This is a genomic window from Marivivens donghaensis (genome assembly GCF_011806565.1).
In the GTDB taxonomy this organism is placed as follows: domain Bacteria; phylum Pseudomonadota; class Alphaproteobacteria; order Rhodobacterales; family Rhodobacteraceae; genus Marivivens; species Marivivens donghaensis_A.
Genome location: NZ_JAATOP010000016.1, coordinates 1 through 26,702 on the forward strand (window position 1 = coordinate 1; position 26,702 = coordinate 26,702).

The following is a 26,702-nucleotide window of genomic DNA, read 5'->3' on the forward strand; positions in this document are numbered from 1 at the left end:
ATCTCGGATCCGTACGAAACTCCGGTCAACGCCGAGATCGTCGTCGAAACCGAGAACGTCGACGTCGACAACTGCGCACACCAGGTACTGCTCAAGCTCGAAAGCATGGGCCTCATCTCCGGCAAGTAAGCCAGAGATAACCGACACAAACGAAAACGCCCCGCTCGAAAGAACGGGGCGTTTTTGCATTTAGGAGGCGATTACTTCATGCGGGCCAGCAGGTTGTCCTTCCAATAGAACTGGTGGACCAGCGCCGCGATGATGTGCAGCGCGACAAGCAGCCAGCCGATAGTGAACATGACTTCGTGGACATCGCCCGCGTCATGCACACCGCCGAACCACGCGATCAGGCCCGACACGGGCAGGATGACCAGCACGGCATAAAGAATGAACTGAACCGCCTTGGCAGCGAGGCCCAGCAGCCCACCCTTTGGTTCGGGCGGGGCGGTGTTGGTGATCCGCAGCACGATGCGCCAGACGACGAGTGCCAGAATAATAATGCCGACGATGATGTGGACGTAGGCGCCGGTCGACATTTCGGCCGTACCGTTGCGCAGGAAAGTGCCAAACGCGCGCTTCATGCCTTCGTGGCTGAAGAAGCTGACGATCAGCAGAACGAAAACCGACCAGTGCAATGCGACCTGGGTGCGGGTGTATTTCAATGGGGTGGACATAACGGGCTCCGGAAATGCTTCTCCTTGATACGTAGAAGGCGCCCGTTTCCGTCGCTTGGCAAAATAAAAAAGCGCCCCTCGGGGCGCTTCGTTGTCTTTTGCGATGTGCGTTCCGCTCAGTGAACGGTCACAGGGTCCATGTCGTGTTCACGAGCCAGCGAGAAAGCCAGTTCGCGGCCAGCCACCAGCGCGAGTTGTTCGCCGTTGGACTTGTGCACCGAGAAGAGCGTCTCAAGATCACCGGCTTTTTCCTGCACCTCGTCGGGGAGGTCGGCAACGGCAACTTCTTTCACATACACGATGCGATCGTCGTTCTTATCGAGCTCGAAATTCTGGTTCATGCCTCCGCACTCCTTTTGATCTTGATGGTTTGCACCACACTGTCGGGGACCTTCCTATTTAAGTCGACATGCAGCAGGCCGTTTTCAAGGACAGCTTCCCCTACGTCGACTCCGTCGGCCAACACGAAGGTGCGTTGGAACTGACGGGCAGCGATGCCGCGATGCAGGAAAATGCGTTGATCACTGTCATCGGTCTGGCGGCCACGTATCACGAGGCTGCTGTCCTCTACCGTGATGGCAAGGTCTTCCTCGCGGAAGCCCGCAACGGCGAGGGTGATCCGGTAGGACCGTTCCGATGTCTGTTCGATATTGTACGGAGGATACCCGTCATTGCCCGTTTTGGCAGTGCGCTCGACCAGCCGTTCAAGCTGCTCGAACCCCAGAAGAAAGGGATGGGTTCCCAAAGTCAGTTTTGTCATTCGACATGTCCTTGCTCAAGCGACCGTCAAAAGGCCCCGAAAAGCGGCGACCTCTTGCTTTCGAATATGGGATGATGCCGCCGACTTCGCAAGGGCTAGGCGGAACGCCAAAAAAGGCGTAGGTTGTCAGTATGATGCAAGACCATTGCTCGGGTGAAGTATGAACAAATCCGCAAGGATGGAACAGGTCGAGGTCCTTCGGGTCAAACTCAGTGTCCTAAAAACCGAACACCGCGATCTGGACGAAGCGATCCGCGCACTTGAAGACCAAGGCTCGGCTGATATGCTTACGATCCGACGCCTGAAAAAGCAGAAACTTGTCCTCAAGGACAAGATCAGCCAGATCGAAGACCGAATTCTCCCTGATATCATCGCCTGACGATTGCACCTTCCCCTACGCTTTGTATAGTGCCGCTTCCTGACAGCAGCGGGGATTTTACGCGATGACTACACCCCAAGTCGGCATCATCATGGGTAGCCAGTCCGACTGGCCGACGATGAAACTTGCCGCCGATATTCTCGACGAACTGGGCATCACCTACGAGGCCAAGATCGTTTCGGCCCACCGGACCCCCGATCGCCTTTGGAGCTACGGCAAAACCGCTGCCGAGCGTGGCCTTCAGGTCATCATCGCAGGCGCAGGCGGCGCGGCCCACCTTCCGGGAATGATGGCGTCGAAAACCCGCGTTCCCGTTGTCGGCGTTCCGGTTCAGACCAAGGCGCTGTCGGGTGTCGACTCGCTTTACTCCATCGTCCAGATGCCAAAGGGTTTCCCCGTCGCCACTATGGCAATCGGTGCCGCAGGTGCTGCCAACGCGGGCCTGATGGCCGCTGGCATCCTTGCGCTGCAAGACCCTGCCCTCGCTGAAAAGCTGGACGCATGGCGCGATGCTCTTTCCGCCTCCATTCCCGACGAGCCTTCCGATGACTGATATCCTCCAACCCGGCGCGACAATCGGCATTCTGGGCGGCGGTCAGCTGGGCCGGATGCTCTCGGTCGCGGCCTCGCGTCTCGGCTTCAAAACCCACATTTTCGAGCCCTCGACTAACCCGCCTGCGGGCCACGTTGCCGACCGCGTGACCGCTGCGCCGTACGAGGACGTCGAAGCGCTCGCGGATTTCGCCGCTTCGGTGGATGTCATCACCTACGAATTCGAGAACGTCCCCACCTCGGCGCTCGACATGCTCGAGTCCGTGCGTCCGATCCGCCCGAACCGCAAGGCGCTTGCCGTGTCGCAGGACCGTCTTGTGGAAAAGGCGTTTCTAAATGACCTCGGCCTCAAGACCGCGCCGTTCGCTGCTGTCGACGACGAGGTCGATCTGGCCGAAGCCATCGACGAAATCGGCCTGCCCGCGATCCTGAAGCCCCGCCGCTTCGGTTACGACGGCAAAGGTCAGGCCCGCCTGAAGGCTCCTGAAGACGCCGCGCAGGCGCTGGCCGATATGGCAGGCGCTCCGTCGATCCTCGAAGGCTTCGTTGAATTCAGCCACGAAGTATCGGTGATCGGTGCGCGCGGCCTTGATGGCGCGGTGTCCTGCTTCGATCCGGGCGAGAACGTCCACAAGGACGGTATCCTCGACACAACGACGGTCCCTGCCCGCCTCACGCCCGCTCAGCGCACCGACGCGGTGCTGCTGGCCGCCAAGATCCTCAATAAGCTGGATTATGTCGGCGTCATGGGCGTCGAGCTTTTCGTCACCCGCGAAGGTCTGATCGTGAACGAGATCGCTCCGCGCGTTCACAACTCCGGTCACTGGACCCAGAACGGCTGCGTTGTCGACCAGTTCGAACAGCACATCCGCGCTGTTATTGGCTGGCCGCTCGGCGATGGCACCCGCCATTCCAACGTCGTGATGGAGAACCTGATCGGCGACGACGTGGACCGCATTCCCGACTATGCCAAAGAAGGCGTTGCGATCCACCTCTACGGCAAGGCCGAAGCCAAGCCGGGCCGCAAGATGGGCCATATCAACCGCATCACGGGTCCGGCGAATTAATTCGCCGGCTCGCTCTGCACCAGATCTTCGCCGAGCACTTCGAGGTCGTGGTCGAAATGGCCGTCCGCCAGAAACGCCATGACCTCTGAAATGACGGCGATGTTGTTCATCATGTAAGTGTGCGTGACCGGCAGCACGATGTGGTCGGTCATGCCCTCCAGACGGGTCGAGGCGACCGAAACTTTGCCGTCGTCCTCACCATCGATAATCGCCGAGTAGATCGGGTTCAGCGACTGGTTCCCCGCGATGATCCCCAGTTCGTAATCCGGCAGCCCGAGTTCCAACGGAACACTCCCGTCATCCGTGCCAAGCTGCTCTCCCGCAGGGCCGTTGATCCACTCGAATGGCGCCCAATCCCCGAATTCGTCAACGAGTTCCGAGCCTTGGTTGGGCGGTGAGAGCATCACCACGCGGCCCATCTTATCGGGCCGGTTATTCGACAGCCAAGCACGCGCCAGAATGCCGCCCATCGAGTGCGTGACGAAATGTGTCGTCTTTTCCCCACATTGCGCCACGTCTTGACCGACATTCTCGGCCACGAGGGTTTCAATCGGGTCTTCGGTCGACGGATAGCCCGAGTTCACCACCTGATAGCCCTCGGCCTCCAGCACGGTTTCCATGACGATGAGCGAGAGCCCCGTCCGCGCCAACCCGTGCAGCAGAACGACGCATTCGTCCTCGTGATCGGCTTGGGCGATGGTGCCTGTCAAAAGCAGCAGTGAAGCGAGAATGTTTTTCATGACTTGGGTTATAGTGCGCAATGGGATGTGCGGCAGTGGGTATCTTGTCTGACCGGACGTCATTGTACACAGTTCACCTATGAAACGACCGATCCGGCTGGCCACGCGCGCCATCATCATGAACGAAGACAAGCTTCTCATCGTCAACGCTTGGCGTGGACGCACGCACCTGTGGTGCGCCCCCGGCGGCGGGGCAGAGCCGCACCAGAGCCTGCCTGCCAATCTTTCTCGCGAGGTGTTCGAGGAGACGGGGATCACCGTAAAGGTCGGCGAGCCTTGCCTCGTGAACGAATTCCATGATCCGGAAGGCGATTTCCATCAGGTCGACATCTATTTCCGCTGCGAAATCGTGTCCGGCGACCTTCATGGCGAGTGGACCGACCCCGAAGGCGTGGTGTCCCATCGTCGCTGGGTGACGCGGGCGGAGCTGTCGAAAATCCGGCTTAAACCCGACAGCCTTGCAGCCGTTGCATGGCGGGATCCCGATGCCCCGACCTATGACGCTCTGGAGCCGATTTTGCGCTGACGCGGCGCCCAAAGCGCTACGAATCGCGGTTAAAAATTATTTACTACAAAAAAATTTTTGCACATTTTGTCACCTTAGGTTGCGTCAGGTGACTCTGTTAGCGGGTTAAGAAGAGTCGGCTGTGCGAATTTCGGCTATCCCCGTGCTTGGCCCTTTTAGCCCACCGCCCTAGTCGCTTATGGGAGCCTTTTCTCAGGACGAACCGCCGCTGAAAAAGCGCGTCTGTATTTGTCGCCTGCAACAGCAATCGTCCTCAGTGGCGCTACAGTTCACGCTCTGGAAAAATCTCGCCATAACAGTGTCTTGCCGTATATTTCGCCTGCTTCTTCTGAGAACACTTTCAGTCCTCTCGCAGACGATCAAACGTCTTCAACAAAGCGTCACCCGACATCACGGAAGAGATCAAATCTCGTGATCGCTGCACTGCAAAATCCGCATTCTCGCACACCACATCCCGCGTCGTTTTCTACTGAAATTTCAACAGTAGAGGCCGACTTCATTGCAAATTTGCACATATCAAAGTGTTGCATTCGGGTAGGTCTTGTTACCTTTCTGCATACGTGAGCATCACCGACGAATAATTCGTGGAACAAACTCCGCCCGAGAGTCCTTGAATCCGCATAGACCGTCCGAACGAATAAAAGCGAGGAGCAGTCATGGATGCGAGAATAACAGGTTTACTAGAGTCCGATGCAGGTCGGGTTCTTATCGTAGAAGACGAGGCGATCATCGCTCTCGATCTGAAATTTATAGTCGAAGACATGGGCCTAGACGTGATGGGCCCTGCACCGAGCGTAGACGGCGGCCTCAATGCTATGGCCGAGAGCCTGCCGACGCTGGCAATCCTCGACGTCAATGTACGCGGCGGCGAAGTTTTCGCGCTCGCCGATGTGCTGCAGAAGGCCAACGTGCCGATCATCTTCCACTCGGCTCACGCCACCGAAGACGAACTTTCCAGCCGTTATCCAGGCATGATTTTCTGCCCGAAGCCGACCGTGCCGTATCAAATAGAGGACTCGATCGTTTCGGTCCTAGCTGCCTGATTTAAAATCCATTTCTGCTCTTTTCGAATGCGCGAACCACAATTCCGTCGGTTCGGCGCATTTTTTTTGTGATCCACGGGAACTTTATACCCGTAAGCACGTTAACGGTTGAATAAGCCTTTAACTGGCCGAGGGACAATTGAAGACGACAATAAACTCCCCGCTGCACGATTCCGCGCGGCAAATCCTTGCTAGTGGCGCGAACGAAGCTTCATCGCCGGCCAACGCCGCGCCCAAGGAACAGTCCTTCCGCTTTACCCTGCGTTCCGCTTCGCGTGCCCACCACGATCAGGCCGAAGCGACATTCCAGCCATTCCGTGATGCCCCCGCAGAGAACCTCGACTGGTTCCTGACCGCTCAGCTTCTCGGCTTCTGTTCTCTTCGCGATCAGCGCGCCGGAGAGGCGTGCGAAGCGATGGAGCAAGCGATCGACGCCCTGATGCAGGATTGCAAGGATCGTCCGCTAAACCGTCCCCTCCCCGTTGCACCGCGCAAGCTGCACCCGCTTGCCGTCGACTACATATTCTACGGCTCGCGCCTTGGCACCAAAGTCCTAGCGCGCCAGCTTACCGAGGCAGGTATCACCCCCCTGCCCGCCTATTTCGAAATGGCCGATCAAGGGGGCTGGGCCGCATGTTGCGCTCGCCTCGAAATGGTTGACCGCAATTCGAGACTGGCAGACAAACTCATCGACGATGTCGGCGCCGGATTTGCCATCTTTCAGGCAGCTGCGGGACAGGCGACCGAACTACTTAAGGCCCAAGCATGAACAATAACGCCGACTTCCAAGTCGACCTCACCAACTGCGACCGCGAACCGATCCATCAATTGGGACGCGTTCAATCCTATGGTGCGCTCGTTGCTGTGTCGTCGGACTGGATCATTCAGCACACCTCGTCGAACGTTGCCGACATCTTCGACATCGAGCCGAATGACCTGCTTGGGAAGCCGCTGACCGAACTTATCGTTTCGGACACGTTCGACCGCATCCGCCAGAACCTCAGCATCCTCGCAAACCCGAGCGGTGTTGTGCGGATGTTCGGCGTGATCGTCCGTGGCGCTCACAAGCTCTACGACATTTCGATCCACCAGAGCGGCAAGCACATGGTGATCGAATTCGAACCGAAGAGCGGCCCGCGCGATCTCGACGTGACGTCCGAGGTCTATCCGCTGATCAACCGCCTCCAGCACAAGCTGGACCTGACCGACCTCGCCCGCGAGGCGGCGCGCTGTATGCGCCGTCTGTCGGGCTTTGACAGCGTGATGGTGTACCAGTTCCAACCCGATGCGTCGGGCCGCGTTTTGGCCGAAGACCGCGCCGACGGTGACCGCCGCTACCTCGGCCTGAACTTCCCCGCGTCGGACATTCCGGTGCAGGCCCGCGCGCTGTACAAGCGGTCGCTGCTGCGCCTGATCGCGGACGTGAACGATGAAGGTTCGCTCATCGTCCCGCCGCAGACACATTCGGGCGAGCCGATCGATCTGTCGCTGGCTGTGACCCGCTCGGTCTCGCCGATCCATATCGAGTACCTCAAGAACATGGGCGTTCAGGCGTCAATGTCGGTGTCGATCATGAAAAACGGCGAGCTATGGGGCCTCTTTGCCTGCCACAACCACACTCCGCGCTACATCGACTATGAACGCCGCACCGCGATCGAGATGTTCGCCCATCTGTTCTCCTACGAACTCAGCCGTCAGGAAGAGCACGCCCGCGCGCAGGTTGAAATCGACTCCGGGCGCCTACAGACTATGCTCATTGCGCATATGGCCGACGGTCGTTCGCTCGCAGACAGCCTGATGAACGTGTCCGAAGACATCGAGCGCGTCATCCCGCACGACGGCATCATCCTTTATACCGACGGTAAGTTCTTCAGCGCAGGCGCGACCCCGACCGAGGACGAATTCTACGGTCTGGCCCGTATGCTCGACACCCGCATCGGCACGGCGGTCTACGGGACCGATCATCTGAGCAAGATACACCCCGACGCCGAAGAGTTCGTGAAACGCTGCGCCGGTATTCTGGCGATCCCGATCTCCAAGCGTCCGCGCGACTACATCATCCTGTGTCGCCGCCCCATCGAACAGACAGTTCAGTGGGCGGGCGATCCGAACAAGCCGGTGGAAACCGGCCCGAACGGTGTTCGCCTCACGCCGCGCAAGAGCTTTGATATCTGGAAAGAAAACGTCTTCGGTCACAGCTCGCCGTGGGACCTTGGCTCGCTCCATGCCGCAGAACTTCTGCGCACCGTACTGCTGGAGATTTTCCTCAAGATCACCGACGCCGCCAACGAAGAACGTCGCCGCGCGCAGGAACATCAGCAGCTGCTGATTTCGGAACTCAACCACCGTGTCCGGAACATCCTGAACCTGATCCGCGGTCTCGTTTCGACCTCGAAGAGCGGCGCAAACACGCTTGCCGAATTCACCTCCAGCCTTGATGGCCGCATCCAGTCGCTGGCCCGTGCACACGACCAGCTGACCAAGGAAAAGTGGGAGCCCGTGTCGCTCAAGGCCCTGATGCGGATGGAATTCGAGGCCTACGCGATGGACAAGAATACCCGCGTGAAGATCGAAGGCCCGGACGTGATGCTGGCGCCGACGGCCTATACTACCATGGCGCTCGTCCTGCACGAAATGGCCACCAACTCGCTGAAATACGGCGCGCTGGTCGACCAGAGCGGACGTATCGAGATCGACCTCTCGATCGACCGCAGCGGCGGCCTTCTGATCGACTGGAAAGAAAAGAATGGCCCACCTGTCGCCCCTCCGACACGTCGCGGTTTCGGTTCGACTATCATCGAACGATCCATCCCGCACGAACTGCGCGGCGATGCCGAAATCCACTACCGCGTCACCGGCGTCGTCGCCCATTTCCGCGTTCCGCCGTCCTATATCAACAGCATCATTGAGGTCGAAAACGAAGTGAGCACGACAGACCTTGCAGACACCGAAAAGTCCGGCTTCGACCTCGGCGGCACCGCTCTGGTTCTCGAAGACGCTCTGATCATCGCGATGGATGCTGCGGCCATTCTGGAAAGCGCCGGTGCAAGCAAAGTTGTCATCGCTTCGTCGGTTCAGCAGGCGTTCGAAGAGATTGAGCGTCACCAGATCGACTTCGCCCTCCTCGACGTGAACCTCGGCAACGAACAGTCCGTTCCGGTCGCCGAATTGCTGTACGAACGCGGAACTCCTTTCGTCGTTGCAACGGGTTACGGCGAAACCGAGGAAATCCAGGCAAGCTACCCGCCCTGCAAAATCGTGCAGAAACCGTTCAGCAGCGACTCCCTGATGGCGGCTTTCAAAGCGGCTCACGATAAATAATTAACGAATTTCCTATTTTTCTGCGCTGACATGTGGACAAGCGCTGAAAAATATCCTTGCGTATACCGATCCTCTACTTCGGGATACGATATGAACGGGACACGTCATCAGCATTTGATCGAGCCGGACGGCAAGGTCACGCCCTATGTACTGGGCCGCCGCCAGCCTGTGTTGGCCGGTACCGTTGTGCCGTCTGAAAACTTCTCTTTGGCGTCGCTCAAACCGCTGTCCTCGCCCATCGACATCCCCTCTGATTTGGCGACCGCGCTCACCGCTCTAGCGGATGTGTCCGCGGCTGTGACGAACGCCCAGAACGGCAACGCGGCAAACCTGCGCGTTCACATCGGCGGCATGGATTACGAGGTCGAGTGCTACCCGCAGGACGGGGCCGCCTACGTCGTAGTATCGGCCATCGAGATGCTGCCAAACGATCACGATTTGGAAAGCAGGATTTCGGAACTGCGCCACTCGCTCGGCAATATCGCCAGCGTCGCCGAAAGCTCTGCCCGTCTGATCAGGCGAGGTCAGGTCGAGGCGTTGAAAGATGCGCTCGCGGATGGCCTGGACGGCACAGCACAGCAAAGTCGCAAGATCATCGACGTTCTGCGCGATTATGCGGCACGCTTTGACCGCGGCTAAGACTTAGGCACCGTATTCTCACAAAATCGGGAACCCCCTCCCCGCAGGGCGGTTGTCTTTATGGACAATCTCTTTGGGGAAAATTTTATGACGCGCATTGATCGCCCGTTCGAGCCGAGTGATCTTCAATTTCAGTGGGGAGCGACCAAGGTCGGCGACGGCCGTTGGCGGTATGCCATCTGGGCTCCTGCTGCGCAGTCCGTCGAACTGGTTCTGAACGGCATCGCCCACCCTACCACGTCGTCGAACGGTTGGTACTGGGCCGAGATCCCTGCCGAGGTCGGCGATACCTACACATTCCGCATCAACGGCAATGACCGCCCCGACCCCGCTGCCCGTTTCCAATCCGGCGATGTGCACAGCCCATCTGTCCTCACCGAGGTAACGCCGCCGCCCGCTTGGGACGGTATGTCGATGGAAGACCTCATCATTTACGAGCTTCACGTCGGCACCTTCACCGAGGAAGGCACATTCAAAGCCGCGACGGCAGAACTCGAACACCTCGCCGCGCTAGGATTCACCGCGATTGAGCTGATGCCGCTCTCGCAATTCGAAGGCAATCGCGGCTGGGGCTATGATGGTGTGCTGATCGGCGCGCCGCACAACGCCTACGGCTCGCCCGAAGACCTCGTTGCCCTCGTCGCCAAGGCGCACGAGTTGGGCATTTCGGTAATTTTAGACCTCGTAATGAACCACTTCGGCCCGTCGGGGAATTACATCGGCGAATATTGCCCAGAGTTTTTCCACCAGACCGATACTCCTTGGGGTGCGGGCATCGACTTTTCCCGCGATGAAGTGCGCCACTACTTCGGCGATATCGCGATGCGCTGGCTTGAGGATTACGGCTTTGACGGTCTGCGCCTCGACGCGGTTCACCAAATCAGCGAGGAAGGCCACCGCCCGTTCCTCATCTCGCTGATCGACGCGATCCGCGCCAAGGATTGGGGCCGCCCGATCCACATGATAACCGAGGACGAGCGCAATCTGCCCCACCTGCGCGATGCAGGCTACGATGCCGAATGGAACGACGACTACCATCACACGGTCCATTGCACGCTGACGGGCGAGGACTTCGCCTACTACGAGCCATTTGCCCACGATCCTATCGGCGATCTGAAACTCGCCCTCGAACGCGGACAGGTGAACGAGGGCCAGAAACGCCCCGCTGGCAAACCGATGGGCGCCTCCGCCGGTCACCTGCCATGGAGCGCCTTCGTCAATTCGAACCAGACCCACGACCAGATAGGCAACCGCGCGGGCGGTGAACGCCTGATTGCGCTGAGCAACGATACCGCCGCGCGCGTTCTGCACACGCTGCTGCTCTGCTCGCCCTTCACGCCAATGCTGTTCATGGGCGAGGAAGTCGGCTCTGCCGCGCCGTTCAATTTCTTCGTCGATTTTGAGGGTGACCTCGCCAAAGGGTGCCGCGAAGGGCGCGCGCGTGAGCTGGCCAGCATCGGCCATGACGCCAGCAAGATGAGCGACCCGACCGATCCCGAGACCGCCGCCGCTTCTTACCCCTTTCGGCCCGAGGACACGCCTCACCGCGCCGATTGGGAACAGCTGACCAAAGACCTGCTGACCTTCCGCAAAGAGCGGATCGTGCCGATCGTCAAGTCGGGCGAAAAGGGCCTAACCGATGCCGAGCAGATCGGCGAGGAAGGCATCTACGTCGCGTGGCCGTTCAAGGGCGGGCAGATCTGCATAGCCCTGCGCCTGAGACCCCATAACCCCGAGCTTCGCGGCAAGGCTGGCCCCTTCCCCAACCACATGCTCCACTTCCCCGATTTCGCGGTCGGCGACCTGACGACCGACCCCTATGCCATTGCAGTAAAGGTGATTTCATGAACGCCCCCCTCCGCCCGCTTTCGGCGACCTATCGCATCCAGCTTCGCAACGGAGTGACATTCGATACGATCCGGCAGTCGCTCGACTACTTCGCGGATCTGGGAATTTCGCACCTCTATCTGTCGCCCGTGTTCACCGCGCACGGCGGCTCGACCCACGGCTATGACGTCACCGATCCGGCCGAAATCGACCCGACCATCGGCGGCGAAGAGGGTCTGGTGGAACTGTCGAAAGCCGCTCAGGAAAAGGGTCTGTCGATCATCCTCGACATCGTGCCGAACCACACGGCTTTCACGCTGGAAAACAAGTGGCTTTGGGACGTGTTAAAGCGCGGCGAACAGTCCGGATACTACATGCACTTCGACATCGCCCGCGATCAGCGGCTGGTGATCCCTTTCCTGCCCGCTCCGTTCGACACGATGGTGGATGAGGGCAAGGTGTCGTTGAAGAAGGACGGCGATGAGGTCGTCATGGCCGTCGACGTCGGCGGACTCGACCCGATGTGCGTACCAATTGCCGAGGGCACTGCGCCTGATAATCTCGACCTGTCCCCCGACGAAATCCGCGCCGTGCATGATCAGCAAATGTGGCAACTCCGCCTATGGGAGCGCGAGCGCGACATGGTCACACATCGCCGTTTCTTCAACGTGACCTCGCTGATCGGGATGCGCGTCGAAGACCCCGAGGTATTCCACGCGATGCACGAGCTGCCGCTACGACTGGTGAAAGATGGCATCGTTCACGGCCTGCGCGTCGACCACATCGACGGCCTTGCTGACCCGATCGGCTACTTGAATGACCTGCGCGCTGCGGCTGGCGAGACCTGCCCGATCTGGATCGAGAAGATCCTCACCGGCGACGAGCCCCTGCCGATCGACTGGCCCGTTCAGGGCACCACCGGCTACGAGGCGGCGCGCCAGATCGTGCGCCTCCTGACACCGCCGGAAGGTCTGGCGAAGCTCGATTTCGCATGGCGCGAGGCGACCGGCATCACGGAAGATTTCGACGCGATGCTGGCAGGCTGCAAGATGGAGGTCATCACGCAGGACCTCGCTGCCGAGCTTGGCCAGTTGATCGAACTGGCCGCTGCCGCCTGTAGTTCCCTGCCGAGCGAGCCGGGGTATGAAACCCTGCGCGAAGCCGTCCTTGCCCTGCTCTCCGCTTTCCCGCGCTATCGCACCTACCGTGCGGGCACGGGATCAGTGACCGGTGAAAAACGCCTTTGGACGGCCGTGATCGAAGAAGCCTCTGACGGGCTCCGCACCGACGATATCGCGCGTCACATGGGCAAGATACTCACCAACCCGTCCACCGCGGATGAAACCGCGTTCAGTCAGCGTTTCGAGCAGGTGACGGGCGCGCTGCTGGCTAAGTCGCAGGAAGACACCGCGTTTTTCCGCTATAACCGTTACCTCGCCGCGAACGAGGTCGGGTCGGAACCGGATCACACCACCATCGACGTCGAGACGCTGGATGAATGGCTGAAAGACCGCCAGACGAACTGGCCCGAAGCGATCACGCTGACCTCGACCCACGACACAAAACGCGCAGAGGATGCGCGGATGCGGCTCGTTGCGTGTAGCCACCTGCCGGATGAATTCCTCGCGCTGGTCGATCACGAAATGGCCCAGATGCCCGATGGCGTTTCGGCCAATGATGCGTGGTATGTCGTGCAATCTGCCCTCGCGATCTGGGAAACCGGCCGTGAAGACCTCGCTGACCGCCTTGAAGAGCATATACGCAAGGCCCTGCGCGAGGCGAAGGTGATCACCAACTGGCCTTATCCCAACGATGAGGCCGAAAAGCCGGTGTTCGACGCAGCACGCGGCATCATCGGCCGCTGGCGTGACTCGCTGCCCGAGCAAGCCCAGCGCCTGATCGCGCAGGCAGAGATGCTATCGCTCGCTCAGGTCACGCTGAAGATGCTCATGCCGGGCATTCCGGACATCTATCAGGGCAGCGAAAAGGGCAATTATCACCTCACCGACCCCGACAACCGAGAGGTCGTCGATTTCGCCGCAATGCAGCATTCAGCGGAACTCGGCGGCTTTGCCGGAACCAAAGCGAAGCTGATTGCGGCGCTCACACAACTGCGTCACGAACACGCCGAATTTTTCAGCGCCGCCTCGGTCGATCTGACCACGACTGACAACGGATTGCAGCTGAAGCGTTCCAAAGACGGCGTTGAAGTTTGCTTTGAATTCAATCCGCTACAATCTGCCTACGCCGATATTCCGCAAGGTGCTGAAAACTTGGTCGAAACCACCGATTTGCCATTCACAATCTACCTCGTCAGGCAACTTGCCGCCGATATATCGGCAGCTTGAGGCCGAAGGTGAAGGGACCTTGGAACCTACGCTGCACTGCAACGTTTACTCATTGCTAGGCCAAGCGAACAGTTCAGTCCCTTCTACAGGGTTCCGGCGCGAGAATACGCGCCGGCGCCGCACGAACCGAGGTAACCATGTTCGACGTCCCCGCCACTCTCTCTGATAATCTGACCAAAGGATGCCTGCCTTTCCTTCTCGCCGGAGGACAGGGTTCGCGGCTCCACGAGCTGACCGCTCATGAATGCAAGCCTGCCGTCCATTTTGCCGACGCAGGCCGCATCGTGGATTTTGTGATGTCGGGCGTTCACCGCGCTGGTTTCGACGAAATGTTCGTGGCGACCCAGTACAAGCCGAACACCCTCACCCGCCACATGGAGACCGCTTGGGCTGGTGGTTTCGCGAAGGGGCTGCACCTGCGTGATGGCGCCAAGATCGCGAACCAGCAAGGCTATCGCGGCACTGCGGACGCAGTCATGGCGAACCTTGCCGAGGTTGACCGCATCAACCCGAAGGAAGTCCTGATCCTCGCCGCAGACCACGTTTACGATATGGATTTCACCGCCATGCTTGAGGCGCACCGCGCATCGGGCGCCATGGCGACGCTCGCCGCAACTCCCGTCCCGCGCATGGAAGCGACCGGTTTCGGCGTGCTCGCCATCAACGGCGCGAACCGCTGCGTCGAATTTGCCGAAAAGCCCAAAGATCCCGCCGCAATGCCGGGCCGTTCCGATATGGCGCTCGCTTCGATGGGCATCTACGTCTTCGACTGGGAATGGCTACGCGATGCCATAATGGAAGCCTTCAAGCGCGAAGGCACCAGCCACGACTTCGGTCACGACATCATGCCGATGGCGCTGGCACAGGATACCCTGAACGTCTACGCTTTGCCCGATAGCGAAGACGGCACCCCCGGTTACTGGCGCGATGTGGGCACTCTCGATGCCTACCGCCTTGCCCTGCTCGACTTCGAGAACGGCTCGCCGATCCGTCTGCCCAAAGCACCGGACCAAGCCTATTCCAAACCTGCCGATATGACGTCCGCTTCGTCGACCATCGAAGAAAGCGTCGTCCTTCCCGGCGCGTCGGTCGGCAGCAATTGTCGCCTGTCCAAGACCATCGTTGGCGCTGGGACTGAAATCCCATCGGGCCTTGTCGTCGGTGAAGACCATGACGAGGACGCCCGCTGGTTCCGCTGCACCGACGGCGGCACAACGCTCGTTACATCCGAAATGCTGGCCCGCCGCGCCGACCAGCGCACGCTCATGCACCCCATGAGTAGCCAGCGCCCCCATAGTCATATTGTTTCGCAATAACCGGTAAACCTAGATGCCCAGAGACACGTCTTTTTCGACAACATTTGATCTTTCCAATTCGCGCCCCAACGTACTCGGGGCGCGTTTTGACGGCGAAGGCACCAACTTTGCGCTGTTCTCCGACAACGCCGAACGGGTCGACCTTTGCCTGTTTGACGACGAAGGCAACGAGGTCAAACAGCTCGAACTTCCACGCATGGAAGGCGGCATCTGGTTCGGCTACCTGCCCGGCGTGAAACCCGGACAGGCTTATGGCTACCGTGTCCACGGCCCGTGGAAGCCCGAAGAAGGCCATCGCTTCAACCCGCATAAACTGCTGCTCGATCCCTATGCGATGGAGATGCGGGGCTATCTGAACTGGGACGACGCGCTGTTTTCCTACCCCATTGGCGGCTCGGACCTCGAAATAGACACTCGCGACAGCGCGCCGTATATGCCGCGCGCTGTGGTGGCCGACCCGAATTTCGACTGGGACGCAGACCGCATCCTCCAGCACGACTGGCCCGACACGGTGATCTATGAGGCCCACGTAAAGGGTCTGACGCAACAGCATCCAGGCGTGCCCGAAAACCTTCGCGGCACCTTTGCTGGCCTTGGCACCGATCCTGTGATCGAACACCTGCTGAAAATGGGTATCACCACGCTGGAGCTGCTGCCGCTCCACGCAATGGTTCAGGACCGCCATCTGATCGAAAAGGGCCTGTCGAACTATTGGGGTTACAACACCATCGGTTTCTTCGCTCCCAACCGCATGTACCTGTCCGGCGAGAAGGTCAGCGAAGTCAAAGAGACCATCAAGAAGCTGCACAAGGCAGGCATCGAAGTAATCCTCGACGTGGTTTACAACCACACCGCCGAGGGCAACCACATGGGTCCGACCTTCAGCTTCCGCGGCATCGACAACGCCAGCTATTACGCGCTGAGCCCCGAAAACCCACGCTATGGCTATGACGTTACCGGCACAGGCAACACGCTGAACGTCGCGCACCCCATGGTGCTGCGCATGATCATGGACTCGCTGCGTTACTGGGTCGAAGCGATGCACGTCGACGGTTTCCGATTTGATCTGGCCTCGACGCTGGGCCGCGAGCCCGATGGCTTCGAACGCGAGGGTGCTTTCTTTAGCGCGATGCGTCAGGACCCCGTGCTGTCGCGCGTCAAACTGATCGCAGAGCCTTGGGACGTTGGCGAAGGCGGCTATCAGGTTGGCGGCTTCCCGTGGCCGTTCCGCGAATGGAACGACAAATTCCGCGATGACACGCGTGCCTTCTGGCGCCGCGACACGTCGCAAAGCCCGAAGCTCTCGCAACGTGTTCTCGGCTCGCCGGTGCAGTTCGACCACTCATCACGCCCTGCCACCAGTTCGATCAACTTCCTCGCCGCGCATGACGGTTTCACGCTCTGGGACACTGTGTCCTACAATAAGAAGCACAACGAAGAGAACGGTGAGGGCAATCAGGACGGCCACGATCATAACATCTCTGACAACATGGGTGCCGAGGGCGACACGACCAACGAAGCGATCGAAGATCACCGCGTCCGCCGCGTGAAGGCGATGCTCGGCTCGCTGATGATGTCGCACGGTGTGCCGATGGTGCTCGCGGGCGATGAATTCGGCAATTCGCAGGACGGCAACAACAACGCCTACTGTCAGGATAGCGAGCTAAGCTGGATCGACTGGTCGAACCCCGACCACGAGATTGCGCAGGCGTTTGCCGCATTCAGCGAAATCCGCCGCGAATATGCCGACTGGCTGGCTCCGGTGAAGTTCAGCCGCGCGCCGGAATATGCAGACGCACTGAGCGTCGGCACCGAATGGCGACACGCCGAGGGCCGCGTGATGACGGACGAGGACTGGAACGACAACCAGTCCGAAATCGTCGCGCTGAAGCTCACCAAAGGCGGCGATCCGGCGGCTCCGGCATTGCTGACGATTTATAACGCGGGCGACGATACAGACTTTACCCTGCCCGAAGGCAAGTGGGTCCGCATCCTCGATAGCGGCGCTGATCCGGTGAGGGTCGCGCAGGAATGCGAAGGCACTATCACCATCGGGTACCAAACGGCGAACCTGTTCAAGTCGGCTTAAACATCCGGCATGTCATGGTCGGTCAGGCATTCGCTGTGATCGCGGAGCACCTCGATCACACGGCACTCCCCTGCCGGACCACCATGACATTGCGCGACCATCCGCGACAGTTCGGCCCGCAGCGCCTCAAGGCGCGCGATGCGCTGCTCTATCAATTTGAGCTGGCGGGTCGCAATGACATCAGCCTCGGCGCAGGGCTTTTCGGGATGTTCGGACAGATCAAGCAACCCGCGAATATCGTCGAGCGGGAAACCCAACTGCCGCGCATGACGGATGAACGCCAGCCTGTCGAGGTCGTCGTGGCTGTACCGCCGCTGACCGCCCTCAGTCCTCTCCGCCTCGGGCATCATGCCGATCTCTTCATAATATCGGATGGTGTTGACCTTGGTCCCCGTCCGCTTTGCCAGTGCGCCAATCGTCAGCATGTTACCCTCCTAAACCTCCAATCACTGTAGATTTATTTCGGATCTCTTCAACATTTCACTTGAACCTACAGTCGCTGGAGGTCCTATCTCTGTCATCGCAAGCAAAGAGTGAGGCGTGCGATGACAAGTGAAGTATGCGAATTTACCGTTAAGGGCATGGACTGCGGCTCCTGCGCGGGCAAGGTCCGTGGAGCCGTCGAGCGGATTGACGGCGTTGAGGACGTCGAGGTCTCGCACATCGCTGAAAAACTCACGCTGAAACTCGATGGGTCCAAAACCGACCGCGCGGCGATCAAGAAAGCGGTGAGCAAAGTCGGCTACGAGATCGACGATCATAGCGATCACACTCACGTCCATGAAATCGACCCCGACAAACATTGGTACGAGACGACAAAGAGCCGCCATGTGCTGCTTGCCGGTGCTGTCCTCGCCGTCGCATGGGTGCTAGCGCTGATTGCACCGACCCTCAGTGTTTGGGCCTTCGTCGCAGCCACGGTCATCGGCCTGCTGCCCGTCGCTCGCAAAGCCTTTGCCCTGCTTATAACCGGCCAGCCGTTCACCATCGAAAGCCTGATGACGATCGCCGCTATCGGCGCGCTGATTATTGGCGAAGCGCAGGAAGCTGCGCTGGTTGTATTCCTCTTCGCAGTCGGTGAGGTCCTCGAAGGCGTCGCCGCAACCAAAGCCCGCGCGAGCATTCGCGGCCTGTCGGAACTGATCCCCAAATCCGCTTGGCTCGAGGAGAACGGAGCGACACGCGAAGTGCCCGCCTCCGACCTCAAGATTGACCAGATCGTCGTCGTTCGCCCCGGAGACCGCATTCCTGCCGACGGCGTGATTACCGAAGGCACCTCCGGCATCGACGAAAGCCCGATCACTGGTGAAAGCGTCCCTCTGACCAAATCCGAAGGCGATCCAGTCTACGCTGGCGCCATCAACACCGAAGCCGTCCTGCGCGTCCGCGTCACGAAGGAAGCCCACGACAATACCATCGCTCGCATCGTCGAACTGGTGGAAGAAGCCGAAAGCGCCCGCGCCCCGACCGAGCGTTTTATCGACCGCTTTAGCCGCTGGTACATGCCGACCGTCGTGGGGATCGCGCTGCTGACGGTGTTGATCCCGCCCCTCCTGCTGGCTCAGCCGTGGGAGACCTGGATCTATCGCGGCCTCGCGCTGCTGCTGATCGGTTGCCCTTGTGCACTGGTGATTTCGGTCCCTGCGGCCATCGCCTCTGCCCTGTCGACTGGCGCTCGCCAAGGTCTGCTGATGAAGGGCGGCGCGGTGATAGAAACCACTGCCGCGATCAAACAGATCGCCTTTGACAAAACCGGCACGCTGACGCGCGGCACCCCGCAAGTGACCAAGATCATCGCTCTGCAAGGCGACGAAGCCGACGTCCTGCGCACCGCCGCTGCCGTCGAAAATGGCTCGAGCCATCCGCTCGCAGTCGCAATTCTGGACAGGTTCGCGGACACGCCTTTCAAGGTCGAAAACGCGAAGGCCATCGCGGGCAAAGGGGTGACGGCCACTCTGGACGGGCAAACGATCAGCGTGCTCAGCCCCTCGGCTGCGAATATCGACGACGATCAGGTCGCGATGCTAGAGGCCGAAGGCCAGACCGTCGTGGTAGTCAGCCGTGATAATCGTCCCATCGGCTACATCGCCCTGCGCGACGAGCCGCGTGACGATGCGAAATCCGCGCTCGCCGAGCTTCGCGAAATGGGGATCGGCGCGACGATCCTGACGGGCGACAACGAACGCACCGCCGCTGCCATCGCGGGCGAGCTTGACGTCGACTTCAAAGCGAAACTCATGCCCGAAGACAAACTCTCCGCCATTCGCGGCATGGCTGGCCCCGTCATGATGATCGGCGATGGGATCAACGATGCCCCTGCCCTCAAACAGGCTGACGTCGGCGTTGCGATGGGCTCGGGCACTGATGTCGCGCTCGAAACGGCGGACGCTGCCATCCTGCGGAGCCGCGTTGTCGATGTACCTCGCATGATCCGCCTTGCTCGCATGACGATGGGCAATATCCGCCAGAATATCGGCATCGCGCTGGGACTAAAGGCCGTCTTTCTGGTGACCTCGATCCTAGGGATCACCGGTCTTTGGATCGCCATCCTTGCCGATACGGGCGCGACTGTTCTCGTCACGATCAATGCGATGCGGCTTCTTCGCGCAAAACCCTGAGGGCTGTTACAAAAGTTTCATTTGAACAGGGTTATGAACCGTTTAATCCCGCGCGTAACCCAGCAAAGGAGACGGATATGACTCGCATCGCCCTCAACGGTCTTGGACGCATCGGCAAACTCGCGCTTCGCGATCTGATCGACAACGGCTGCGGCGGCGAGCTTGTCCTGATCAATGATTCCGTCGGCACGCCCGAACAGCACGCCTTGCTGATGGAGTTCGACAGTGTCCATGGTCGCTGGAATGCCGAGGTGTCATTCGATGACGACAGCCTGACGATGAACGGACAAAAAGTCCGCGTCACCGCCGAGAAAAAGATCGAAGACCTGCCGCTCGCCGAAATGGGCATCGACATGGTGATTGATTGCACCGGCGTCTTCAAAACCGAGGCGAAAATCGCCCCCTATTTCGCGGCAGGCATCAAAAAGGTCGTCGTTTCCGCTCCGGTCAAGGACGGCGGCGCGCTGAACATCGTCTATGGCATCAACCACGGCGACTACGACGCGGCAGAGCATAACCTCGTGACCGCAGCCAGCTGCACCACCAATTGCCTCGCACCCGTGGTGAAGGTCGTGCACGAAAACTTCGGCATCAAACACGGCTCGATCACCACGATCCACGACGTGACCAACACGCAGACCATCGTCGACCGCCCTGCCAAGGACATGCGCCGTGCGCGGTCTGCCCTGATGAACCTGATCCCGACCACCACGGGTTCGGCCACCGCCATTACGCTGATCTACCCCGAACTCAAAGGCCGCCTGAACGGTCATGCCGTGCGCGTTCCGCTGCTCAATGCTTCGATCACTGACTGCGTGTTCGAACTGGAGCGCGAAACCACCGCCGAAGAGGTCAACGCGATGTTCAAAGCCGCCGCAGAGGGCGAGCTGAACGGCATCCTCGGTTATGAAACCCGTCCGCTCGTGTCCTGCGACTACGTCAACGACAAGCGCTCGTCGATCATCGACGCGCCGTCGACGATGGTCATCAACGGCACCCAGCTCAAGGTCTACGCGTGGTACGATAACGAGTGGGGCTATGCCTGCCGCCTCGCAGATATCGCCCGCATGGTCGGCGGTAGCATCTGATGCAGAACGGTTTGCGGGCCTACGCCGCCGTCACGGCTGCCTACTGGGCGTTCATGCTGTCCGACGGCGCGCTGCGGATGCTGGTGCTGCTCCGGTTCAACGAGCTGGGCTTTACACCGATCCAGCTCGCATACCTGTTCGTGCTGTATGAAATCGCGGGCATCGTGACCAACCTTGCTGCGGGCTGGATCGCCGCGCGGTTCGGGCTGGCCTCGACGCTTTATGCGGGTCTTGCGATCCAGATCGCGGCTCTCATCGCGTTGGCGGGCCTCGATCCGTCGTGGAGCATCGCACTATCGGTCGTCTATGTCATGGTCGTGCAAGGCGCGAGCGGGGTTGCGAAAGACCTGTCCAAGATGTCGTCCAAGTCCGCCGTGAAGCTGCTCGCCCCTTCCGGCGACGACGGCCTGTTCAAGTGGGTCGCATGGCTTACCGGATCGAAGAACGCGATCAAAGGTCTGGGCTTCTTCCTCGGCGCTGCGATCCTCGGCATCTGGGGCTTCACCGCGTCGGTCATCACGATGGCAGTCGTGCTGGGTATCATCCTGATCGCCATCATCGCCTTCCTGCCGCCGGGTCTGCCGCAGGGCAAAAAGGGCACGAAGTTCTCTGCCGTCATGTCCAAGGACAGCCGCGTGAACCAGTTGTCCCTCGCCCGCGTGTTCCTGTTCGGAGCGCGCGATGTGTGGTTCGTGGTCGGCGTTCCGATCTACTTCAAAACCATCCTGTCGGACGGCACACCGGACGGAAACCGCCTCGCGTTCTTCCTCGTCGGCGGGTTCATGGCGGCGTGGATCATCGGCTACGGGTTCGTTCAGGGCCTCGCGCCGCAGATACTCAAGGCCAAAGGCCGCCCGCAGCGCGAGATCACGCAGAAGGCGATGCACTGGGTCGGTTACTTGACCCCGCTGCCGTTCGTGCTGGCCATCGCCGCGATGATCTTACCGCCCGAAATCCTGACGCCGACACTGGTCATCGGCCTCCTGCTGTTCGGATTCATCTTCGCGATCAACTCGTCCGTCCACTCCTACCTGATCCTCGCTTTCGCGGGTGCCGAACGGGTCACGCTGGACGTCGGTTTCTACTACATGGCCAACGCGGCGGGCCGTTTGCTTGGCACTTTGCTGTCGGGCCTGAGCTATCAGGCGGGCGGTTTGCCCCTCTGCCTCGCCACTGCGGGAACCCTTGCGTTGCTAAGCTGGCTGTCCGCTCGCCGTCTGGCAGCAAACCCCGCGCTGGCGGCATGACAGTGTTGAAGTGGCGGGCCTAGCTCGCTGACGTGCGCGTCAGTATACCGAACGCATAAGGCCGATAGCCGAACGAGAATGACGAGCTTCGCTGCTGCATAGTTTTGCGCCTATGCAGGATGCGCCGTTTCTCGGAACGCTAACCTCCTCCCTCGGCCTTGACGCTCTCGTATTGCATTCCCGAGACGGATAGCCGCGGCCCTTGGTGCCGCGGCTTTTTGCATAAAAAAAGCCCCGCCGAAGCGGGGCCAGGGAGAGATCCCGGGAAGAGTGGGATGTCAAAAGTTGGAAGCGATCGAGACCGCCGCAGTCGCAGGGAGGGTCAGTTGACCCTCAATCACTGCGACACGATCTGGAGTGTAGTAGCCGGCCTCGTGGAGCATATTCACGGTCGCGACCATCTTGCCGCCGATGACGACCGGCAGATTGACGACCGATCCGCAGCCAAGCTGACCGATCAGTTCCCAATCACCGAAGACCTGAGAGATATCGTCGAGCGTATTGGCGACGAAACTTTCGTGGCGACCGTGCACGACATCGAACCAGCTGTTCAGCTCGACAGGCTTCGTTCCCGAGGTCGGGTAGTTCTCCGCGTCATCGGTAAAAACGCGGCGCGCGAGCATGGCGTCCATATCGGCAGTCATCACGGTGAACAGCTTGGCCCCGACCAGTTCCTTGCCCAGCGTGCAAAGCGCCTCGTAAACGGCGGCTTCGGTCTTTGCCTGTGACAGCGCCTGCGTGAAAGTCTCGGTCGGCGTCATACTATTTCCTTCAAATCGGGATTGCCGCCAGACGCGGCGTAAAGTGATTGGCTGTAGGGATCGCCGAAGCTTCCATCGTGCAGCGCCGTCGACGGCGCGATTTCCACGATCCGGCCTTTGTTCATGATCGCCATGCGTTCGCACATGAACCCGACGACGGGCAGGTTGTGCGTGACCATCAGGTAGGTCAGCCCTTGCTCTGCCCTCAGCCGTTTGAGCAGGTTCAGGATCTCCGCCTGCACCGACACGTCGAGCGCCGAAGTCGGCTCGTCCAGCAGCATGACGCGCGGCTCGAGGATCAACGCGCGGGCAATCGCGACGCGCTGACGCTGCCCGCCCGACAGCTGGTGCGGGAAGCGGAAACGGAACCGTTGGTCGAGGCCGACGGCGTTTAGAATGTCCTTCACGCGGGTATCGCGGTTGCCGATGCCGTGGATTTTCAGCGGCTCGGTCAGCACACTGTCCACGGTTTTGCGCGGATGGAGCGAGCCGTAGGGATCTTGGAACACCATCTGGCAGCGGCTGGCAAAACGGTAGTCCACGCCATGCCCGCGCGACTGGCCGAGCACGTCGATGTCGCCCGTCCACTCGGGGGCAAGGCCCGCGATTGCCTTGAGGATCGTGGACTTGCCGGACCCGCTTTCGCCCACCAGCGCGAAACTCTCGCCCTCGGCCACGTCGAATGTCGCGCCGTGCACGATCTTCGTGTCGCCGTAGGAAATATCGACATTGCGGAGTGATATGGCCGTCATGTGCCGCTCCATTGGCTGCGATCCAGAACCGGCAGTTCGTCGCGGGTTTCTTCCATGCGCGGCACGGCGGCGAGCAAGCCTTGGGTATATGGATGTTGCGCCTTGTGCAGATCATCGGCTGCGCAGGTTTCGACCACACGGCCCGCGTTCATCACCATGATCCGGTCGCAATACCGCGCCACAAGGTTGAGGTCGTGAGAGATCAGGATCAGCCCCATGCCCTTTTCCCGCACCAGCTCATCAATCAGGTCGAGCACCTGCGCCTGCACCGATACATCAAGCGCAGATGTCGGCTCGTCCGCGATCAGCAGATCGGGCTGCGGGATCAGCATCATCGCGATCATCACGCGCTGGCCCATGCCGCCCGAAACCTCGTGCGGGTAAAGCTTCATGACGCGTTCGGGATCGTTAATCCGCACGGCCTCCAGCATTTCCAGCACGCGGGCACGCACAGCACGGCGGGGAAGCTTTTCGTGGACCCGCAGCGCCTCGGCGATCTGTGCGCCGATGGTCATCACGGGGTTCAGCGAAAACTTGGGGTCCTGCATCACCATCGAAATCCGCGCACCGCGAAGCTGCCGCATCTGCCGTTCGCTGCGGTTTTGCAGGTCGATGCCGTCGAACTCCATCTTGTCGGCGATCTGATGTCCGGGCGAACGGATCAGGCGCAGAATAGCGCGCCCCGTCATGGATTTTCCGGAGCCGCTTTCGCCGACGATCCCCAGCCGTTCACGGCCGAGGTCGAACGACAGCCCTTTGACGACCTCGACAGGGCCGGAGGGCGTGGGGAAACTTACGCGGAGGTTTTCAACGCTCAGAAGGGTCATGATTTGCCTCCCTGTTTGGGGTCCAGCACATCGCGCAGACCGTCACCAAGGAAGCAGAAGCCCAGCGATACAAGGATAATCGCAAAGCCCGGCATCGTCGCGACCCACCATTGGTCGAGAATAAACGTGCGCCCTCGCGAAATCATCGCGCCCCATTCGGGCAGCGGCGGCTGCGCACCGAGGCCAAGGAAACCGAGGCCCGCAGCGGTCAGGATGATCCCCGCCATATCGAGCGTCACTCGGACGATCATTGAAGAGGTACACAGCGGCAGCACATGCCCCGTGATGATCCGCGCATGGGACGCACCAAGGAGGCGCATGGCGGAAATGAACTCGGAATTGCGGAAGGTCATCGTCTCTGCCCGCGCGATACGGGCGTAAGCAGGCCACGCGGTGATCGCGATGGCGATGATGGCGTTTTCGATCCCCGGCCCGAGTGCGGCAACGAAAGCCAGCGCGAGGATCAGCTTTGGCATCGACAGGAACACGTCCGTCACGCCCATCAGGATGCGGTCGGTCCAGCCGCCGAAGTAGCCCGCGATAGCTCCGATCAGCAGGCCCATCGGAGCGGAGATCACAGCGACCAGCGCCACGATCATCAGCGTGATCCGCGCGCCGTAAACCACGCGGGAAAAGATATCGCGGCCCAGTTCGTCGGTTCCCATCCAGTGTTCGAACGACGGCGGCAGCAGACGCTCACCAAGGTTCTGGCCGATGGGACTATAGGGCGCGATCCACGGCGCGAACGCAGCCGCAAAGATCAGCACCAGCAGGATCACCATGCCCACGACCGCCAGCGGATTGCGCAGCAGCGCGTGCATCATCCGGTAACCGCGGCCGAGGTTGGCTTGCAGTTTGGAACTTGGCGAGTCGGCGAGGAGCCATTGTCTGGTCGTCATAATCGCCTCCCCTTACCGGCTACGCGGGTCGAGAACGCGGTAGAGCACGTCCGACAGCTTGTTGATGAGGATAAACACAGCGCCGATCACCAGCGTCGCGCCGAGGACCGCGTTCATGTCTGCATTCAAAAGCGCGACCGTCAGGTAGTTGCCGATGCCGGGCCAGCTGAAAACGGTCTCGATCATCACCGAGCCTTCAAGCAGCGCCGCGTAGGACAGGCCGATCACGGTGATTAGCGGCACGCGGATCGGGCGGAAGGCGTGCCCCCAAATGACACGCCATTCCGGCACGCCTTTGACGCGCGCGGTGGTCACATACTCCTGCCCCAATTGATCGAGCATGAAGCTACGGGTCATCCGCGCGATGTATGCGAGCGAAAAGAACCCAAGGATCGCGGCGGGCAGACCAAGATGGTCGAGGGCGTTCCAGAACACGTCCCAATCGCCGGCAAGTGCTGCATCGACCAGCATCAAACCTGTGCGAGCGGGAACGAGGCCCTCGTAGAAAATGTCCACCCGCCCCGGTCCGGAAACCCAGCCAAGACCGGCATAGAACACCGCCAGTCCGACGAGGCCAAGCCAGAAGGCAGGCACCGAATACCCAAGCAGCGCAAAGACGCGGATGATCTGGTCGACCCACGATCCCTGACGCGCAGCCGCATAAACGCCGAGCGGCACGCCAAGGCCGACGCCGATGATGATGCCGAGCGTCGCCATCTCCAGCGTGGCGGGAAACACCCGCGTCAGATCGGCAGCAACATCGCGGTTGGTCGAGATCGACCGCCCCAGATCGCCTTGGAACACGTCGCCTACATAGCTGAAGAACTGCATGACCAGCGGACGGTCGAGCCCCAGCGCGATCTTGGCCGCATCGTACTGTTCCTGCGTGGCGCGGTCGCCCACGACTGACAGCACGGGGTCGATCGGGACCACACGTCCGATGAAGAACGTGATCGCCAAGAGGCCGATGAAGGTCAGCAAAGTCACAACGACGAATCCGCCGATGGAGCCTGCGCTTCGTTGAAGCCTTTTGGAAACTGGGGCGTCTGCTGGCACGGATCATCCTTCGGTTTTCGGGGTGCTGACAAATCAGCGCTCGCCCTCATGATGCACAAAAAATTTTTTGTATCAGTAAAAAAATTTTGCCAGATCAATTTTTTTTTGTAACCCTTGGGTTGTTCCCGCTGTTCGCAAGGTGACTCGTTTCACCCGAAAACGGCCAATTCGAG

Annotated in this window: 25 protein-coding genes; 15 read left to right on the forward strand and 10 right to left on the reverse strand. The window is 60.2% G+C overall.

What is annotated here, in order from left to right; genetic code table 11:
- Positions 1-200: 200 nt before the first annotated feature.
- The 3 genes from HCZ30_RS15855 to HCZ30_RS15865 all read right to left on the reverse strand — a co-directional run bounded on the left by HCZ30_RS15855 (position 201) and on the right by HCZ30_RS15865 (position 1,434).
- On the reverse strand, positions 201-674 hold the full coding sequence (locus HCZ30_RS15855) for a cytochrome b (RefSeq protein ID WP_167639291.1): 474 nt from the start codon (positions 672-674) through the stop codon (positions 201-203).
- Between the two features lie 116 nt (positions 675-790).
- On the reverse strand, positions 791-1,015 hold the full coding sequence (locus tag HCZ30_RS15860) for a DUF1150 family protein (protein ID WP_167639292.1): 225 nt from the start codon (positions 1,013-1,015) through the stop codon (positions 791-793).
- The gene (locus HCZ30_RS15865) at positions 1,012-1,434 is read right to left on the reverse strand and encodes an Hsp20 family protein (protein ID WP_167639293.1); all 423 of its coding nucleotides are present in this window, start codon (positions 1,432-1,434) and stop codon (positions 1,012-1,014) included. The genes HCZ30_RS15860 and HCZ30_RS15865 overlap by 4 nt, the downstream gene beginning before the upstream one ends.
- Positions 1,435-1,594: 160 nt before the next feature.
- Between HCZ30_RS15865 and HCZ30_RS15870 the strand changes: the two genes are divergently transcribed.
- The 3 genes from HCZ30_RS15870 to HCZ30_RS15880 all read left to right on the forward strand — a co-directional run bounded on the left by HCZ30_RS15870 (position 1,595) and on the right by HCZ30_RS15880 (position 3,432).
- A complete protein-coding gene (locus HCZ30_RS15870; RefSeq protein WP_167639294.1) occupies positions 1,595-1,813 on the forward strand; it encodes a YdcH family protein in 219 nt (72 codons plus the stop codon).
- Between the two features lie 64 nt (positions 1,814-1,877).
- Positions 1,878-2,366, forward strand: coding sequence for a 5-(carboxyamino)imidazole ribonucleotide mutase (gene purE / locus HCZ30_RS15875; RefSeq protein WP_167639295.1), 489 nt, complete (start codon positions 1,878-1,880; stop codon positions 2,364-2,366).
- Positions 2,359-3,432, forward strand: a complete 1,074-nt coding sequence (locus HCZ30_RS15880) for a 5-(carboxyamino)imidazole ribonucleotide synthase (RefSeq protein WP_167639296.1) — start codon at positions 2,359-2,361, stop codon at positions 3,430-3,432. Before purE ends, HCZ30_RS15880 begins: the two co-directional genes overlap by 8 nt.
- Here HCZ30_RS15880 and HCZ30_RS15885 read toward each other — a convergent pair.
- Positions 3,429-4,172: an esterase/lipase family protein gene (locus HCZ30_RS15885; protein WP_167639297.1), complete on the reverse strand. Its 744-nt coding sequence runs from the start codon at positions 4,170-4,172 to the stop codon at positions 3,429-3,431. The two genes, HCZ30_RS15880 and HCZ30_RS15885, sit on opposite strands and share 4 nt — an antisense overlap.
- Before the next feature lie 79 nt (positions 4,173-4,251).
- Between HCZ30_RS15885 and HCZ30_RS15890 the strand changes: the two genes are divergently transcribed.
- The 9 genes from HCZ30_RS15890 to glgX all read left to right on the forward strand — a co-directional run bounded on the left by HCZ30_RS15890 (position 4,252) and on the right by glgX (position 17,281).
- The gene (locus HCZ30_RS15890; RefSeq protein ID WP_167639298.1) at positions 4,252-4,698 is read left to right on the forward strand and encodes an NUDIX domain-containing protein; all 447 of its coding nucleotides are present in this window, start codon (positions 4,252-4,254) and stop codon (positions 4,696-4,698) included.
- A 656-nt stretch (positions 4,699-5,354) separates the two neighbouring features.
- Positions 5,355-5,741, forward strand: coding sequence for a response regulator (locus tag HCZ30_RS15895; RefSeq protein WP_167639299.1), 387 nt, complete (start codon positions 5,355-5,357; stop codon positions 5,739-5,741).
- 139 nt (positions 5,742-5,880) lie between these two features.
- Positions 5,881-6,510 (forward strand): biliverdin-producing heme oxygenase, encoded by a 630-nt coding sequence (locus HCZ30_RS15900; RefSeq protein ID WP_167639300.1) that lies wholly within the window; start codon positions 5,881-5,883, stop codon positions 6,508-6,510.
- Positions 6,507-9,062, forward strand: a complete 2,556-nt coding sequence (locus tag HCZ30_RS15905) for an HWE histidine kinase domain-containing protein (protein ID WP_167639301.1) — start codon at positions 6,507-6,509, stop codon at positions 9,060-9,062. The genes HCZ30_RS15900 and HCZ30_RS15905 overlap by 4 nt, the downstream gene beginning before the upstream one ends.
- Before the next feature lie 90 nt (positions 9,063-9,152).
- The gene (locus HCZ30_RS15910) at positions 9,153-9,701 is read left to right on the forward strand and encodes a hypothetical protein (RefSeq protein ID WP_167639302.1); all 549 of its coding nucleotides are present in this window, start codon (positions 9,153-9,155) and stop codon (positions 9,699-9,701) included.
- Between the two features lie 87 nt (positions 9,702-9,788).
- A complete protein-coding gene (gene treZ / locus HCZ30_RS15915) occupies positions 9,789-11,549 on the forward strand; it encodes a malto-oligosyltrehalose trehalohydrolase (RefSeq protein ID WP_167639303.1) in 1,761 nt (586 codons plus the stop codon).
- Entirely contained in the window at positions 11,546-13,876 is a 2,331-nt protein-coding gene (gene treY / locus HCZ30_RS15920; RefSeq protein WP_167639304.1) for a malto-oligosyltrehalose synthase, read from the forward strand. Before treZ ends, treY begins: the two co-directional genes overlap by 4 nt.
- Before the next feature lie 137 nt (positions 13,877-14,013).
- Complete coding sequence (locus tag HCZ30_RS15925; RefSeq protein WP_167639305.1) at positions 14,014-15,192, forward strand: sugar phosphate nucleotidyltransferase; 1,179 nt, start codon at positions 14,014-14,016, stop codon at positions 15,190-15,192.
- Between the two features lie 13 nt (positions 15,193-15,205).
- Positions 15,206-17,281: a glycogen debranching protein GlgX gene (gene glgX, locus HCZ30_RS15930; protein ID WP_167639306.1), complete on the forward strand. Its 2,076-nt coding sequence runs from the start codon at positions 15,206-15,208 to the stop codon at positions 17,279-17,281.
- Here the strand turns inward: glgX and HCZ30_RS15935 are convergent.
- A complete protein-coding gene (locus HCZ30_RS15935) occupies positions 17,278-17,706 on the reverse strand; it encodes a MerR family transcriptional regulator (protein ID WP_167639307.1) in 429 nt (142 codons plus the stop codon). The two genes, glgX and HCZ30_RS15935, sit on opposite strands and share 4 nt — an antisense overlap.
- 120 nt (positions 17,707-17,826) lie before the next feature.
- On the opposite strand from HCZ30_RS15935, the gene HCZ30_RS15940 reads away from it, so the two are divergent.
- The 3 genes from HCZ30_RS15940 (at position 17,827) to arsJ (ending at position 22,234) form a co-directional block, all read left to right on the forward strand.
- Entirely contained in the window at positions 17,827-19,899 is a 2,073-nt protein-coding gene (locus tag HCZ30_RS15940) for a heavy metal translocating P-type ATPase (RefSeq protein WP_167639308.1), read from the forward strand.
- 77 nt (positions 19,900-19,976) lie between these two features.
- Positions 19,977-20,987, forward strand: a complete 1,011-nt coding sequence (locus tag HCZ30_RS15945; RefSeq protein WP_167639309.1) for an ArsJ-associated glyceraldehyde-3-phosphate dehydrogenase — start codon at positions 19,977-19,979, stop codon at positions 20,985-20,987.
- Positions 20,987-22,234 (forward strand): organoarsenical effux MFS transporter ArsJ, encoded by a 1,248-nt coding sequence (gene arsJ, locus HCZ30_RS15950; protein WP_167639310.1) that lies wholly within the window; start codon positions 20,987-20,989, stop codon positions 22,232-22,234. The genes HCZ30_RS15945 and arsJ overlap by 1 nt, the downstream gene beginning before the upstream one ends.
- Positions 22,235-22,512: 278 nt before the next feature.
- Here arsJ and HCZ30_RS15955 read toward each other — a convergent pair whose 3' ends face one another.
- The 5 genes from HCZ30_RS15955 to HCZ30_RS15975 are packed head-to-tail and all read right to left on the reverse strand — an operon-like array spanning position 22,513 to position 26,478.
- A complete protein-coding gene (locus HCZ30_RS15955) occupies positions 22,513-22,995 on the reverse strand; it encodes a GAF domain-containing protein (protein ID WP_167639311.1) in 483 nt (160 codons plus the stop codon).
- A complete protein-coding gene (locus tag HCZ30_RS15960; RefSeq protein WP_167639312.1) occupies positions 22,992-23,747 on the reverse strand; it encodes an ABC transporter ATP-binding protein in 756 nt (251 codons plus the stop codon). The genes HCZ30_RS15955 and HCZ30_RS15960 overlap by 4 nt, the downstream gene beginning before the upstream one ends.
- Positions 23,744-24,574 carry an ABC transporter ATP-binding protein gene (locus HCZ30_RS15965; RefSeq protein WP_167639313.1) on the reverse strand — a complete coding sequence of 277 codons (831 nt, stop codon included), beginning with the start codon at positions 24,572-24,574 and terminating at the stop codon, positions 23,744-23,746. Before HCZ30_RS15965 ends, HCZ30_RS15960 begins: the two co-directional genes overlap by 4 nt.
- Positions 24,571-25,473: an ABC transporter permease gene (locus HCZ30_RS15970; RefSeq protein WP_167639314.1), complete on the reverse strand. Its 903-nt coding sequence runs from the start codon at positions 25,471-25,473 to the stop codon at positions 24,571-24,573. Before HCZ30_RS15970 ends, HCZ30_RS15965 begins: the two co-directional genes overlap by 4 nt.
- A 12-nt stretch (positions 25,474-25,485) precedes the next feature.
- Entirely contained in the window at positions 25,486-26,478 is a 993-nt protein-coding gene (locus tag HCZ30_RS15975) for an ABC transporter permease (protein ID WP_348640408.1), read from the reverse strand.
- Positions 26,479-26,702 lie beyond the last annotated feature (224 nt).

What these genes read in the sequence shown, in the direction of transcription:
- HCZ30_RS15955 (WP_167639311.1), bottom strand. Translation starts at nt 22,995, where the DNA reads ATGACGCCGACCGAGACTTTCACGCAGGCGCTGTCACAGGCAAAGACC.
- HCZ30_RS15855 (WP_167639291.1), bottom strand. Translation starts at nt 674, where the DNA reads ATGTCCACCCCATTGAAATACACCCGCACCCAGGTCGCATTGCACTGG.
- HCZ30_RS15870 (WP_167639294.1), top strand. Translation starts at nt 1,595, where the DNA reads ATGAACAAATCCGCAAGGATGGAACAGGTCGAGGTCCTTCGGGTCAAA.
- HCZ30_RS15890 (WP_167639298.1), top strand. Translation starts at nt 4,252, where the DNA reads ATGAAACGACCGATCCGGCTGGCCACGCGCGCCATCATCATGAACGAA.
- HCZ30_RS15905 (WP_167639301.1), top strand. Translation starts at nt 6,507, where the DNA reads ATGAACAATAACGCCGACTTCCAAGTCGACCTCACCAACTGCGACCGC.
- HCZ30_RS15880 (WP_167639296.1), top strand. Translation starts at nt 2,359, where the DNA reads ATGACTGATATCCTCCAACCCGGCGCGACAATCGGCATTCTGGGCGGC.
- purE (WP_167639295.1), top strand. Translation starts at nt 1,878, where the DNA reads ATGACTACACCCCAAGTCGGCATCATCATGGGTAGCCAGTCCGACTGG.
- HCZ30_RS15970 (WP_167639314.1), bottom strand. Translation starts at nt 25,473, where the DNA reads ATGACGACCAGACAATGGCTCCTCGCCGACTCGCCAAGTTCCAAACTG.
- HCZ30_RS15965 (WP_167639313.1), bottom strand. Translation starts at nt 24,574, where the DNA reads ATGACCCTTCTGAGCGTTGAAAACCTCCGCGTAAGTTTCCCCACGCCC.
- HCZ30_RS15910 (WP_167639302.1), top strand. Translation starts at nt 9,153, where the DNA reads ATGAACGGGACACGTCATCAGCATTTGATCGAGCCGGACGGCAAGGTC.
- HCZ30_RS15865 (WP_167639293.1), bottom strand. Translation starts at nt 1,434, where the DNA reads ATGACAAAACTGACTTTGGGAACCCATCCCTTTCTTCTGGGGTTCGAG.
- HCZ30_RS15945 (WP_167639309.1), top strand. Translation starts at nt 19,977, where the DNA reads ATGACTCGCATCGCCCTCAACGGTCTTGGACGCATCGGCAAACTCGCG.
- HCZ30_RS15935 (WP_167639307.1), bottom strand. Translation starts at nt 17,706, where the DNA reads ATGCTGACGATTGGCGCACTGGCAAAGCGGACGGGGACCAAGGTCAAC.
- treZ (WP_167639303.1), top strand. Translation starts at nt 9,789, where the DNA reads ATGACGCGCATTGATCGCCCGTTCGAGCCGAGTGATCTTCAATTTCAG.
- arsJ (WP_167639310.1), top strand. Translation starts at nt 20,987, where the DNA reads ATGCAGAACGGTTTGCGGGCCTACGCCGCCGTCACGGCTGCCTACTGG.
- HCZ30_RS15925 (WP_167639305.1), top strand. Translation starts at nt 14,014, where the DNA reads ATGTTCGACGTCCCCGCCACTCTCTCTGATAATCTGACCAAAGGATGC.
- treY (WP_167639304.1), top strand. Translation starts at nt 11,546, where the DNA reads ATGAACGCCCCCCTCCGCCCGCTTTCGGCGACCTATCGCATCCAGCTT.
- HCZ30_RS15940 (WP_167639308.1), top strand. Translation starts at nt 17,827, where the DNA reads ATGACAAGTGAAGTATGCGAATTTACCGTTAAGGGCATGGACTGCGGC.
- HCZ30_RS15960 (WP_167639312.1), bottom strand. Translation starts at nt 23,747, where the DNA reads ATGACGGCCATATCACTCCGCAATGTCGATATTTCCTACGGCGACACG.
- HCZ30_RS15885 (WP_167639297.1), bottom strand. Translation starts at nt 4,172, where the DNA reads ATGAAAAACATTCTCGCTTCACTGCTGCTTTTGACAGGCACCATCGCC.
- glgX (WP_167639306.1), top strand. Translation starts at nt 15,206, where the DNA reads ATGCCCAGAGACACGTCTTTTTCGACAACATTTGATCTTTCCAATTCG.
- HCZ30_RS15860 (WP_167639292.1), bottom strand. Translation starts at nt 1,015, where the DNA reads ATGAACCAGAATTTCGAGCTCGATAAGAACGACGATCGCATCGTGTAT.
- HCZ30_RS15895 (WP_167639299.1), top strand. Translation starts at nt 5,355, where the DNA reads ATGGATGCGAGAATAACAGGTTTACTAGAGTCCGATGCAGGTCGGGTT.